The 12879-nt window shown below is 53.4% G+C and carries 12 protein-coding genes; 6 read left to right on the top strand and 6 right to left on the bottom strand.

Translation table 11 applies throughout. From position 1 onward, the window contains the following. Positions 1-83 precede the first annotated feature (83 nt). Positions 84-287 carry a dodecin family protein gene (locus tag ACO6S1_RS01165; RefSeq protein ID WP_422344539.1) on the top strand — a complete coding sequence of 68 codons (204 nt, stop codon included), beginning with the start codon at positions 84-86 and terminating at the stop codon, positions 285-287. Between the two features lie 36 nt (positions 288-323). On the opposite strand, the gene ACO6S1_RS01160 is transcribed toward ACO6S1_RS01165, so the two are convergent. Next, on the bottom strand, positions 324-797 hold the full coding sequence (locus ACO6S1_RS01160; RefSeq protein ID WP_422344538.1) for a D-Ala-D-Ala carboxypeptidase family metallohydrolase: 474 nt from the start codon (positions 795-797) through the stop codon (positions 324-326). Positions 798-963: 166 nt separating this feature from the next. After that, positions 964-3969, bottom strand: a complete 3006-nt coding sequence (gene uvrA / locus ACO6S1_RS01155; protein WP_422344537.1) for an excinuclease ABC subunit UvrA — start codon at positions 3967-3969, stop codon at positions 964-966. A 269-nt stretch (positions 3970-4238) separates the two neighbouring features. Here uvrA and ACO6S1_RS01150 point away from each other — a divergent pair, with 269 nt between their 5' ends. Next, on the top strand, positions 4239-4643 hold the full coding sequence (locus ACO6S1_RS01150) for a c-type cytochrome (RefSeq protein ID WP_422344536.1): 405 nt from the start codon (positions 4239-4241) through the stop codon (positions 4641-4643). A gap of 187 nt (positions 4644-4830) precedes the next feature. Here the strand turns inward: ACO6S1_RS01150 and ACO6S1_RS01145 are convergent, their stop codons facing one another. Next, positions 4831-6411 carry a sulfatase-like hydrolase/transferase gene (locus tag ACO6S1_RS01145; RefSeq protein WP_422344535.1) on the bottom strand — a complete coding sequence of 527 codons (1581 nt, stop codon included), beginning with the start codon at positions 6409-6411 and terminating at the stop codon, positions 4831-4833. Positions 6412-6712: 301 nt separating this feature from the next. On the opposite strand from ACO6S1_RS01145, the gene ACO6S1_RS01140 reads away from it, so the two are divergent. Further along, entirely contained in the window at positions 6713-7375 is a 663-nt protein-coding gene (locus ACO6S1_RS01140) for a hypothetical protein (protein WP_422344534.1), read from the top strand. A 3-nt stretch (positions 7376-7378) separates the two neighbouring features. Here ACO6S1_RS01140 and gmk read toward each other — a convergent pair whose 3' ends face one another. Next, positions 7379-8044 carry a guanylate kinase gene (gene gmk, locus ACO6S1_RS01135; protein WP_422344533.1) on the bottom strand — a complete coding sequence of 222 codons (666 nt, stop codon included), beginning with the start codon at positions 8042-8044 and terminating at the stop codon, positions 7379-7381. A gap of 167 nt (positions 8045-8211) precedes the next feature. On the opposite strand from gmk, the gene ACO6S1_RS01130 reads away from it, so the two are divergent. Next, positions 8212-9330: an AI-2E family transporter gene (locus tag ACO6S1_RS01130; RefSeq protein ID WP_422344532.1), complete on the top strand. Its 1119-nt coding sequence runs from the start codon at positions 8212-8214 to the stop codon at positions 9328-9330. Here the strand turns inward: ACO6S1_RS01130 and ACO6S1_RS01125 are convergent. Next, complete coding sequence (locus ACO6S1_RS01125) at positions 9327-10646, bottom strand: MFS transporter (RefSeq protein WP_422344531.1); 1320 nt, start codon at positions 10644-10646, stop codon at positions 9327-9329. The two genes, ACO6S1_RS01130 and ACO6S1_RS01125, sit on opposite strands and share 4 nt — an antisense overlap. Positions 10647-10982: 336 nt before the next feature. Here ACO6S1_RS01125 and ACO6S1_RS01120 point away from each other — a divergent pair, with 336 nt between their 5' ends. Next, a complete protein-coding gene (locus ACO6S1_RS01120) occupies positions 10983-11726 on the top strand; it encodes a hypothetical protein (protein WP_422344530.1) in 744 nt (247 codons plus the stop codon). A 141-nt stretch (positions 11727-11867) separates the two neighbouring features. After that, the gene (locus ACO6S1_RS01115) at positions 11868-12014 is read left to right on the top strand and encodes a hypothetical protein (protein WP_422344529.1); all 147 of its coding nucleotides are present in this window, start codon (positions 11868-11870) and stop codon (positions 12012-12014) included. Between the two features lie 172 nt (positions 12015-12186). On the opposite strand, the gene ACO6S1_RS01110 is transcribed toward ACO6S1_RS01115, so the two are convergent. Next, positions 12187-12864, bottom strand: coding sequence for an OmpW/AlkL family protein (locus tag ACO6S1_RS01110; protein WP_422344528.1), 678 nt, complete (start codon positions 12862-12864; stop codon positions 12187-12189). Positions 12865-12879 lie beyond the last annotated feature (15 nt).

Below are 12879 nucleotides of genomic sequence, written 5' to 3'. Positions count from 1 at the left end.
GGCGCATTGTCATGCCCGCCGCTGCAACAGGGAAAAGCACTGGCGGCATTTTTCAAAGGGGGCGTAACCCGAAGGAGAGTGTAATGGCAGTAGCAAGAGTAACTGAAGTCATTTCAGCTTCAACCAGTTCGATAGAGGATGCAGTTAAAGAAGGCATCGCAAGGGCGTCGCAGACACTGACCAATGTCCAGTCAGCGTGGGTTAAGGATATCAAAACCGTAGTAACCGATGGCAAAGTGACCGAATGGCGCACGACGCTGGCCGTAACCTTTTTACTGGAAGAATAGGGCTACCCGAAAATTCGGAGCAGACAATGGACGGCGCTAACCGACAATCCCGTTCTGATAAACGGTTCTGCGCCGGCCGTTGCGCATGACTCGATTGGCGGTCAGTTCCTGATTACGATAGGGTTCACGGTAGGACACGTGAACCCAACCGCTGGCCGGCTTACCGGGCTCGTAAAATTCCAGGATCAGCTGGTCATAGTTGAGTCGGCGTTCCATCCATTGGCAGATGCGCAGATTGTCGATGCCGGCAATTTCAAAATCCGCCGCTTCACCTTTGGCGTGCTGTGAATTGCGCGAACCGCGGATGGCGCGATTGACGGCGGGTGAGCGATAGCCGGAGGAGATTAGGACTGGGCGGCCAAAATTTTCCCGCACAGGCTCGAGCACTTTTTCACAGAGCAGTTTCAGCGCCGCGATCTCCGCAGGTCCGGGCGTGTTGTCGAGCATCAGCCTTGTCGCCGTCTGCGATTGTGTGAACTCGCTGAGGTGGAAATTGGGGCTAAGTTTCATGGAGCGAATGTGCGAGCAGTGCATGCATCGTGTCAAGGGAAGGACCTACAGACGGAGTAAAAGCTGCTACCCATAAGAAACCCGTCATCCTGAACTTGATTCAGGATGACAGGTCTGCGATCTTTCTAGCTTCGCCTAAGTCTCCCTCACGGGAGATGGCGCGGCCTCACTTCGCCAGCATTTCCTTCAAATATTGTCCGGTGAAGCTACCCTTGACCTTCGCGACCTGTTCCGGAGTGCCCTCGGCTACAATCTCGCCGCCGCGCACCCCGCCTTCAGGGCCGAGGTCGAGTATGTGGTCCGCGGTCTTGATGACGTCGAGATTATGTTCGATCACGACCACGCTATTGCCCTGCTCGACCAGTTGGTGGAGCACTTGCAGCAGCTTCCGAACATCCTCGAAATGGAGCCCGGTTGTCGGCTCGTCGAGAATATAGAGCGTTTGTCCAGTGGAGCGTTTGGAGAGTTCTTTGGCGAGCTTCACGCGCTGGGCCTCGCCACCGGAAAGCGTCGTCGCCTGCTGTCCGACCTTGATGTAGCCAAGCCCCACTTCATAAAGCATCGCCATTTTGTCACGGATCGGCGGGACGGCCTTGAAGAAGCTCACCGCGTCTTCGACTGTCATGTCGAGTATGTCGGCGATGGACTTGCCCTTGAATTTCACTTCCAGCGTCTCGCGATTATAGCGTTTGCCGCCACATTCCTCGCAGGTCACATAGACATCGGGAAGGAAGTGCATCTCGATCTTGATCAGCCCGTCGCCGCGACACACTTCGCAGCGTCCGCCCTTAACGTTGAAGCTGAACCGCCCCGGTTTATAGCCGCGCGCCGCAGCTTCGGGCAGGCCGGCAAACCAGTCGCGGATATTGGTGAAGGCACCCGTATAGGTCGCCGGGTTGGACCGAGGGGTACGGCCAATGGGTGATTGATCAATATCGATCACCTTGTCGCAATATTGCAGGCCGGTAATCTTGTCATGCTTGCCAGCAATCACTCGCGCTCCGTTGAGTGTGCGCGCTGCCGACGCATAAAGCGTGTCGATGGTCAGCGATGATTTGCCGGAGCCCGACAGGCCTGTGACGCACGTAAACGTACCAAGTGGGATCGACGCGGTCACATTCTGCAAGTTATTGGCCGTCGCGCCATGGACAGTCAGCTTCTTGCCATTGCCCTTGCGTCTTTTGGCGGGAACCTCAATCTCGCGCGAACCGTTTAGATATGCTGCGGTCAGGGATTTCTTTGATTTCAGGATTTGTTTGAGCGTTCCTTCGGCAACAACTTCACCGCCATGGACACCGGCACCGGGGCCCATATCGACGACATAATCCGCCGTGCGGATCGCATCTTCGTCATGTTCGACGACAATAACAGTATTGCCGAGATCACGCAGGCGCTTGAGTGTCGTCAATAGCCGGTCATTGTCGCGCTGATGCAAGCCGATGCTGGGCTCGTCCAGAACGTAGAGGACGCCGCTTAATCCTGAACCAATTTGGCTCGCAAGACGGATGCGCTGGCTTTCTCCACCGGATAATGTGCCGCTGGTCCGGTCGAGATTGAGATAATCAAGGCCGACATTGTTGAGAAACCCGAGCCGTTCGATAATTTCCTTCAGGATCGGTTCGGCAATCTGCTTTTGTGTTTTGTCGAGCTGGTCCGCAAGGCCGTCGAAAAAGGCTAGCGCGTCGCCAACACTGCGACGAGTCGGGATGCTGATGTCCTCACCAGCAATTTTGACCGCCAGAGCTTCGGGCTTGAGTCGGGCACCGTGACAGACTTCGCACGGTGCAGCAGCCTGAAATTTCGCGAGCTCTTCGCGCATCCAGGTGCTTTCAGTTTGCAGCATCCGACGAGTGAGGTTGCCGACCACACCTTCAAACGGCTTCTTGACCTCATAGCTTTTCCGCCCGTCCTGAAAGCGCAGCGTGACTGGCAAGCCCTGCGTGCCGTTCAAGATGATATCGCGATGGTGCTCGGACAGATCCTGCCACGGCGTATCCAGCGAAAATTCAAAATGTTTCGCGAGACTGCCAAGTACCTGCATATAATAGGGGCTGGGCGGATTAGACTTGGCCCATGGCACGACCGCGCCCTTTTTGATGGACAGCGCCGGATTGGGCACGACCAATTGTGTATCAAAATGCAGCTTTTCACCCAGCCCGTCACAGGCAGGGCAGGCGCCTTGCGGTGCGTTAAACGAAAAGAGCCGCGGTGCGATTTCCTCAATCGTGAAACCGCTCACCGGACAGGCAAAGCGTTCGGAGAAAACAATGCGATTGTCGGGCAGGCCTGTGCCCTTCATCTTGCCTTGAGCCCTCTCCCCTTCAGGGGGGAGGGTTGGGAGGGGGGAAGTTTCGTCCTTACCGGACTTCCGCTCCCTTAATCCCTCCCCTGAAGGGGAGGGAGACTTTTTGGCCATGGCCTCGGCAACCGTTCCCTCCGCCAGATCGACAAAGGCGAGTCCATCTGACAAGCGCAGCGCCGTTTCAAAACTGTCGGCCAGCCGGGTTTCCATGCCCTCTTTATTGTCGGTCTCGGCGCGAACGACCAAACGGTCGACGACCACTTCAATGTCGTGCTTCAGCTTTTTGTCGAGCTTGGGCGTTTCTTCAATATCGTAAAATTCGCCATCGACTCGAACACGGGTAAAGCCCGCTTTCTGCCACTCCAGCAATTCCTTGCGATATTCGCCCTTACGCCCGCGCACGACGGGTGCGAGCAGATAAAAGCGGGTTTTCTCTGGCAGCGCCATAACCCGGTCGACCATCTGGCTCACCGTCTGCGCGGTAATCGGTTCTCCGGTCGCGGGGGAATAAGGCACACCCGCGCGCGCCCACAACAGACGCATATAGTCGTAAATCTCGGTGACCGTCGCAACCGTCGAACGCGGATTGCGCGAGGTCGTCTTTTGCTCGATCGAGATGGCGGGGGACAGGCCTTCAATATGCTCCACATCCGGCTTCTGCATCATCTCAAGAAACTGGCGCGCATAGGCGGAAAGCGATTCGACATAGCGCCGCTGCCCCTCGGCATAGATGGTGTCGAACGCCAGGCTCGACTTACCACTGCCGGAAAGTCCGGTAATGACGATCAATTTGTCGCGGGGAAGGTCGATATTGACGCCCTTGAGATTATGCTCCCGGGCGCCTTTCACTTTAATATGGGTAAGGCTCATGTGCGTGCTTTGCCGAAGATGTGGAGGAGAGTCCAGCGGGTCATAAGGCCGTATTATGTTCTATATATGTTCTTTTGACAAGTGAGTTTGTTTACAAGCTTGTGCGAGTGGCGGGGAGGGCTTGCCAGTGCCTTGTTGGAAACACGCAATCTCCGTAGTTCACCGTACTGTTTTGGAGCGCTTTCTTCTTTATCTGATGCAGAAACAAATCAAAATATGGGTCAGCGCAGATTGGGAATCGGTAGCTACTCAAAAAAGGACTGCCACTTATGCGCCTATTTACCCTGGGAATTATTCTGCCATTCGCAATAATCGGATGTACCACTATACAATCGGAACAGACGGGATCGGTTTCGTCTGAACGCAAGGCTGCCGCAGCTGGAGATGACGATTTGGCGCTAGATGTAACACGGGGTCTAACATTTGCTGAGGCGCATTGTGCAGCGTGCCATGGCGTGAAAGACAGACAGACATCACCCAATCTGCAAGCGCCACCATTTCATGCCATAGCCAATACCAACGGCCTAACAAAGGACACGCTCACGGTTTGGTTAGGTGATTCCCATAATTATCCGGATTTAATGGATTTTGATATCGAACACGCTGACATTGATGCTCTGGCCACTTATATACTCACGCTGCAAAGGGCCGACTATAAACCATCCATTCAATGAACCACTATCTTTGGCGGCTTTGCTAGCAGGTCCATTGTTTCGCTATTTTTATGCATGTAACCGCGTTTCCAAAATCGGCACTGTGATTGCTCGTTGGCCAAGCTGATTTTGGCGTAATCGATTGCGCCATATCGCATGGCTTGAATCAATAGACTGGATTGAAACACCACATAGACTGAATATAAATTTATCGCCCCGGGAAATTCTTGCCGCTCTTTACATCAATTGTGCCGCCGTCTTTCACGGGTACAACACCGCGACCAAACCAGACATAGCGAGCAGTCGGTGTGGTCAGGATATTGTCATAATTCTCCTGCGCATAGCTCACATCATAGCCCATGTGTGCCAGCGTGGTCGGGAATAGCTGGCTGAGGCTGCGGCCACCTTTCCCGGTGTTTTGGTCCTCCGCGATTTTCGGTGGTAGAAAGGCGATGAGTGGCACTGAAAATTCTTCCCGCACGGGGCTCCCGCTGCAATGCGGAGTTACTCCGTCTTCTATGTTCTGGCCATGGTCGGACGTATAAAAAATTGCGACCTTGGAACGATCCACTCCATCGAGCAGAACGTCGAAAAACCCTTCCTTGGAATAGGCAATGGCCTTTTCATATTGTGCCTGCGTACTGCTGCCTTCGGGTAAAGCGCCTTTGGGATAATGATCGCGATACTGGAAATGCACACCGCGCAGGATCGCATAGGTGAACTGCTTTCGCCCGGTCTTGAGACTGGCATTGATCGTGCGGGCAATTGCAAGGTCGGTTTTCAGACCATTTGCGGCGCTTTGATAGCTGTCGATCAGCGCGCGTTCCGGTGCCAGCAAGAGGTTTTGCGGCGGGCCTGTAACCTGTCCGTCAAGCATGTTAGTCATATAGCCTGCTTTGGCGGCATAGGCCCAGATAGAGGGGGCTCGGCGCAAATCGGTCCGGTCATCGACGGAGTTGACATTGACACCTGATCGCATCGCGACATTGGAAGGTGTGCTGCAATGCCCAAGGGACGCGGTTTCACCAAAATCGACATGGTCGATCTTTGTCAAATCGGGTTTGATGATCTGCTGAAATGCCGGATAGGAAATGCTTTCGTCTATCAGCCATATGATCTTACGGATGTCGCCGTTCGTATCGGGTTCTGGTTTAACCGGTGCTCGAGGCGGCGGTGGATCGGCGGTCCAGATGGTCGCGGCAAAATTATAGAGGCTACGCTCAGCGGCCAGCGGGTAGATGTTTAGGGGAGCCCATAGCAAAGATGGTGTAATGAGCAACATCAGGACCATAGCCAGCGTCCGCTTGCCGGAACCAAGAACCAGAGCGCGATCTGACAATGCCGACCGCATCATCCGCCGCGCGCCAATTATCAAAATGACCGTCAATATGAGCTTCAGCATGGAAATACCCAGCGGCATCGCAAATTCCCCGGCAGCTTCGCTCGCTTGTCGCGCTTCGGTCAGCAGCCAGCGTGTTTTCTGCACATCAAGCATATTGCCGACAATCTGTCCGTAGACAATATTCACGCCAGCCGAGAGGGTTATCGCAACAATCAACGCAGCAAACCAACGCCGCGGCAACAGCATTGTGGCTAAAAACAGGATCATCGCTTGCATGGCAAAGGATAGTCCCGCCAAACCAGCTGTGGCATAGTCATTGGCCGCCGCGCGATAAAGAATTGTGTGGGTGAGCGGCAGTTGATTGATCAGCGCATAGGCAGCGCTGAACAGCAGAAAACCAGCCAGAAGTCGGCTGACAAGCCGTTTATGGTCGGTTCTGTTTATCACGCGTCGTTTCTCACATCCATAAGGCCCGAGGCAATGCTTGTAATTCGGGAATTAACCATGCCGCAAAGCCCTTAAGAAACGGTGACCGCTATTGGTTTTCTAGGGTTTTTTTGGCATTTCAAACCATATCGACCGCTTTTGTCAAAACAGCTAAACGGTTGTCGAAGCGCATCATCGTTTCGTCGAAAGCCACTGCCTTCGGGCTGTTGTCTGTCATAATTTTCTTCCGAGCCACATTGTGGTCCTGTTTGGTTACGCATTAGGATCGCCGCGCGGCTTCAAAAAAGGGGGATGGTACCATATGACAATCGTGGTTCGTGTTTTATTGTTTCGGGAATTTGCCCTCCGCATGGGCAGCTCCTTTTCCCGATCCGGAACCCAAAGCGCCCTACCCCTAATCTGCGCTTTGTTTGCGGCGTTGTTGGCATCATCCCCTGTTTTTTCATCATCTGGTTTTGCGCAATCGCAGGCACCTGCCGCGCCTACTGTTAAAAAGCCGGCACCCTGCGCGAGTGCTGAACACCGGGCCTTTGATTTCTGGATCGGAACCTGGGATGTCACTCCGGCAGGTAAGGACGCACCAACAGCAATCAACAGCATTAGTGCGCAACATGGCGGCTGTGTCATTCGCGAAGAATACGAAACGCAGGGCGGTTACACCGGAATGAGCATGAGCTTTTATGATGCTTCCCGAAAAATCTGGCACCAGACCTGGATGGGTGCAGACGGAACCGCTTTGTTCATTGCTGGTGGCCTCAACGCGCGTGGGGAGATGGTGCTGAGCAATGCCAACTGGCCGGGTTATGTTGCCGGATCACCTATAAACAGGGTCACCTGGACTCCGACCCGCAACGGCGGAATTATCGAAAGTGTGCGCCAGCATTGGCAAAACTCGAATGATGGCGGCGAAAGTTGGTCTACGATATTTGATGGCACTTATATCAAGCGCGTGAAAAGTGACTAAACGTTAGTCCTGCTCTTGCGAAACCAGATCCCGGACAAATCCGATTAGTCCCGTTTGCCGCGACCGGCGCATCCGTTCGGTAGCGAGGATATTCTGAACTTTTGCGAAACAGGCGTCGAGGTCGTCGTTGATCAGGACATAGTCATAGCCGTCCCAGTGGCTGATCTCGCTCGTGGCGCGCTGCATCCGGCTGTCGATGATTTCGTTGCTGTCGGTGGCCCGTGCCTCCAGCCGCTCACGCAGTTCGGCCAAGGAGGGTGGCAGAATGAAGATGCGGACCACATCTTCACCGGCCCGTTGATAGAGTTGCTGTGTGCCCTGCCAGTCAATATCGAACAGAACATCCTGACCATCTGCCAGATTTTTTTGAACCGGAGCGGCTGGTGTCGCGTATCGATTGCCAAATACCGTGGCATATTCGAGAAAGGCATGATCGGCGACCATCTCTTCAAACTCATCACCGCTGACGAAATGATAGTCCTTGCCATCTTCTTCTCCGGGGCGTTGCGGCCGGGTGGTGACAGACACGGACATTGCGATCTGGCCATCCGCTTCCAGTAGCATGCGTGCGAGTGTGGATTTTCCAGCGCCAGAGGGTGAAGAAAGAACGAACAACAGACCTCGGCGGCTCAGTTCGTCATGCGGAAGAGAAGAAATATCGTCGGCCATAGCGGCTATTGGCCGAGAAGGGTGTGCGCCGTCAAGATGCTAGTCGCGATTGCCAGCAGATGTTAACAGACCGGCTGTTGCACTGTTCGGATGACAGGGTGGATTTTTATGTTTATCAACCGTTTGCAAGAGCATTTGTCCGCATGAGAATATGGTGATTTAGAACAATGTTACACGGCCGCGTCAGCACGATATTCTTCTCGGTCGGGATAACGATCATGATTGGTTGGCTATTCTATATCGGCAAGGATATTATCCTGCCGATTGTGACGGCGATCATCCTGCTTCAGATTCTATATTCGGCAAGCGCAGCTGTTGCCCGTATCCCCGGCCTTGGGCGCTCACCGATGTGGTTGCGCGCTACTCTGGCCCTGGTTGGGGTCATCCTGTTGTTGTTCGCGATGACGCGCATGCTGGTGGCCAGTCTACAGACATTGGTACCCTCATTACCGACCTACCAGAGCAACCTGGAAAACCTTTTCGCTACCTGGTTTCCTACACCCACGGAGACAGCGGCGGCCCAGATTGATGTCGGCGATATGATGGCATCACCCGGACGGATGATTGATCGCGGCAGTGAGGCTGTGGTTAAGGCCGTTAGCGAATTTGCGACCAGGTTACTGACCGAGGTTGATATTGCAGCGATTGCTCAATCGGTATTGTCATCGTTGACCAGTTTTGGCGGTTTCGTTTTCATTACCATTCTATACGCCTCCTTCATGCTCAGCGAGATCACCGGATTTCCGGCGAAAGTGCAGCGGGCATTTGGCAATGACACTGATTCCAAAGATACGATGAACATGATCGCGCGGATCAACCATGATATCGGTAGTTATCTGGCAACCAAGACATTGATTAATATCATGCTGGGCGTGATCTGTTGGGTCATCATGATCGCGCTTGGTATCGAATATGCTGCCCTCTGGGCCATCATTATCGGTTTGCTCAACTATATCCCGTATATCGGCTCTATTGTAGGTGTAGCCTTTCCGGCGCTGTTCGCTGTTGCCCAATTCGGCACTTTGACAGTGCCACTCATCGCCACCGGCCTGATGACGGCGGCGCAGGTAATTATCGGCAATGTGGTTGAGCCACGCATGCTCAGTAAATCGGTTAATCTCAGCCCAATGGTCGTATTGGTGGCACTTTCGGTCTGGAGCACGCTTTGGGGTATTCCCGGTGCGATATTGGCGGTGCCTTTTACAACCATATTGATGATCATTCTGGCGGGCCGCAAGGGCACCAAACCGATTGCAGCTCTGTTGTCGAGCGACGGTAAAGTCTAGGCTCCTTCGGTTGCTGTCTTATGCTCAGGCGGCGTCAAACAGATGGCGGCGATCAGCGAAAGGCCAAGCAATATCGAACCGATCAAGAACGCCAGGTCATAATTGCCATATATGTCGAAAATATAGCCCGCGCCGGCCGGAGCCGTCGCTACGAACGGCAGGAGCAGCGGCGCAAAGACCGAATTGATTTTAGCAAAGCTCTCTTGTCCGAAAAAATTGCTCGTAAGGGCAGGGGACAGAGCAAAAAATCCTCCATAGCATAGCCCGAGCAAGAAGGCGGCAAAACCAAGGCCGATCAGGCTGTCGAGTGCCCAAAGCATGATGAACGAGGCCAGCATCATGGCCATCATCGCCGCCATCAACCAGCGTAACTCGAAACGATCGCCAAGCCATCCTGCAGGCATTCGGCCAAGTCCGCTACCAATAATAAAAATGCTGACGATGGAGGCTGTTTGGATTTTCGAGATACCAATATCAGACAGGTAGAGCGAGCCATGGGTGAGCAGGAAAGTGCCTATGCCGAGATAGGTAACACTGATAATCATGATGAAATAAACGGCGCGGGTGCTAAAGACTTCACCGACAGTCCAGTTCTGAGCGCTGCGATAAGTGCGTGGCTTGGGGGCGGGCTTGTTGCTGTCCGCACGGGTTGCATGGGGATCAAAATTATCAGGATGCTGTCCGATGTCCCCGGGCCGATTGACGATAAATTGGGTCAGCAGCAGCGCGCCAACAACCGCAGAGGCGCTCACCAACCAGCCGGATTGCCAGCTGCCAAAAATCTCCATCACACGGATAAGTATTGGCTGGGCAAAGAAGCCCCCTGCGGCGCTGCCAGTTAGGATGATTCCCAAAACCGTTGCACGTTTGGCGTTGAACCAGTTGATTACCACGGTCTGTCCACACAAGGGACCGGCCAGCGCATTTGCCGCGCCCATGAAGATGCCCCAGATCAGGGTCCAATGCCAGATCTGGGTCACGAAAAACACGGTCATCAAAAGACTGGCCAACATCAACACCAGGCCGACCGTTAACGTAAACCGCACACCCCGTTTCCCGATCAACCAGGCGGTCAGAGGGTAACTGAGACCCAAGACCAGAAAGCTGAGGCTATGCGCAATAGACGCATCGCCACGGTTCCAGCTCATAGCCTCGACCATTGCCGGAAAAATCGCGGCATAGGCAAAATAGACAAAACCCGAAGCGGCGAACTGGATGAAGAACAAGAGCGCGGCATTGTTCCATCCGTAGAACTTTTGGCGGCGCAATGGTGGCGAGGGCATGCCTTTATCAATGTCGGCTTCAATGCCCTTCAAAGCCTTCTCCTATGCTATCGTTGAAACTTGATTTTAGAGAAGAGACGCCGTGTAGGAAAGCAGTTTGTGCGTCCGTACCTGACCGTTTGGGTAAAGACGTGGTTCCCCGCGGACAGGCGCAGAATTGCTACGAAGTTGACAAAGTTGACAAAGTCCTTTGCGCGCTTGACAAGCGCGGTGTTGGATTATTTGTTACCAAAGTTGGAAATTAAATTACGCGAAGGTCCGGCGGTCGCGTTGAGACCGAATTGGTATGACGGCAGTCATAGCCGACAGACATACATCCAGATATTCCATGGACTTATGGCATGGCATTAAGGTACACAATGCTAATAAGTGAATAGCTTAGCCAATGATCTGGCGAAAATTGTGGGGGATAGAGGGATTTCTTTATTAGAAACCGGAATACAAATAGCGCGCGATGTCAGGCGCCTGCAGCGCTATTGCAGTTTTCGCTGGGAAACAAGAAATGCCGCCATCACAATTCCTGACACGCCGATCTTTGCACCACAAGATGATCAGTGGTTCCGTGAGCAGTTAGCGAAAACAGAATTTTATTTGGAATTTGGCACCGGCGCATCAACGCTATTAGCGGCCCAGGCGCGTGTTACGACCATAGCGGTCGAAAGCGATCCTCATTTTGCCGAGGCACTGAAACAGGCTTTGCCGCCAGATCATGACATTACGGTCATCGCAGCTGATGTAGGATTGACCGGTGCATGGGGGTATCCCGTGTTTACCCGCAAGACCAGCAAACGGCTTGAAGGTTGGCGAAGCTATACGTCGGACGCGTTCGATCTCCTGAATACCAAGCAATTGTTTCCCGATTTTATATTGGTTGATGGCCGGTTCCGGGCCGCCTGTGCTCTGGCATCCGCAGCAAATGCGGCCAAGCAGTCCGCGAATACGACGATCATGTTTGACGATTATGCAGGGCGCGCTTTCTATCACTATGTTGAAGAATATCTGGGCAAGCCGGAAATGATGGAACGGGCTGCAATTTTCAAAATTGCGGACGGGGTTTTGGAAGCCCCCATTTCATCGGAAACACTGCAATCGGCGCAAGAGGATTTTCGGTGAACTGCATTCGTCGGGACAACCTATCCTGAAAGACGACAAAACCCTTCAATGGCTCGTCATGGCGCATTTCCTTCGGAATTCCATCATCAGCTTGTAGGTTTGGTTTCTCCCGTGGGGCATGCCAGTAAAAGGAATAGTCCCATGCGTAAATTGTTTGCCCCCACTATCTTTATCTTTGCCAGCATCGCGCTTCTTCCATTAAGCGCCTGTATGGATACGGTTCAGGAGGAAGATATTGATTCATACCCCGAACCCTATGTGCCTGAGAGAGAAGAGGGGCCTACCTAACCTCTGACGGCGATAAATTTGGTTGCCTGGCATCAGGTAAGATGGTCGCAAAAAAGACAGGTGCACCGTTCCCAGCAACGCCGTTCCGGCGACTGTGTCACAGAAGCGTTCACACCTGTCTCAGATAATCTTGGTCGCCTTGATCCATTTGTAATATCAACGACCGCTCGCGCTAAAAGCGATAGGCGAGGCCAGCGCTGATCACCCACGGATCGATTTCATGCCGGGTGCGCAGCAATTCCGCGCCGGTTCCATCCGTCCAGCTTGCATCCGTACGAAGGAAATAGCGCTTGGCATCTACGCTGATCCCCAAGCCAGTGTCATTCAGCGCCAGATCAAAGCCAGCCTGTAAAGCAACACCAAATTTGTCGTTCAGTTGCAGGCGTTCGGCGCCAAAACCGCGCAACGCCGCCCCGGGTTGTTCATCGATGAAAATGAAATAGCTCGGACCAGCGCCGAAATAGGGTTTAAACCCATTGGAATCGCCAAAATGATATTTGATCGTCAGTGTTGCCGGAATGATTTTGGCGTCAGAAACCGTTTCTGCCCCGTCCAGGCCACCCGTGCCGTCGACATCATGCTGGGTAATGCCCGCTATGGTTTCGAGCGACAGGTTGTCCGTGACAAAATATTCAATCGCCACGGTGGGCACCAGATTGTCATTCGCTTTGGTCTGGCTGTTTGCAGGCAAGCCGATATTGTCGACTTTAACCTCGGTGATGCTGGCATCCGGGGCTACTAATGTACCGAGCAGCTTCGCTTGGAAGCTTCCTGCCTCGGCATGGGCAATGGAGGGAATAGCAACGGAAAGCGCAATAACAGACACAGCTCTGAAAACATTCTTCAACATCAAGTAAACTCCGTA

This window comes from Parasphingorhabdus sp., from assembly GCF_965233695.1.
In the GTDB taxonomy this organism is placed as follows: Bacteria; Pseudomonadota; Alphaproteobacteria; order Sphingomonadales; family Sphingomonadaceae; genus Parasphingorhabdus.
This window is presented reverse-complemented; position numbering and strand designations above follow the sequence as displayed.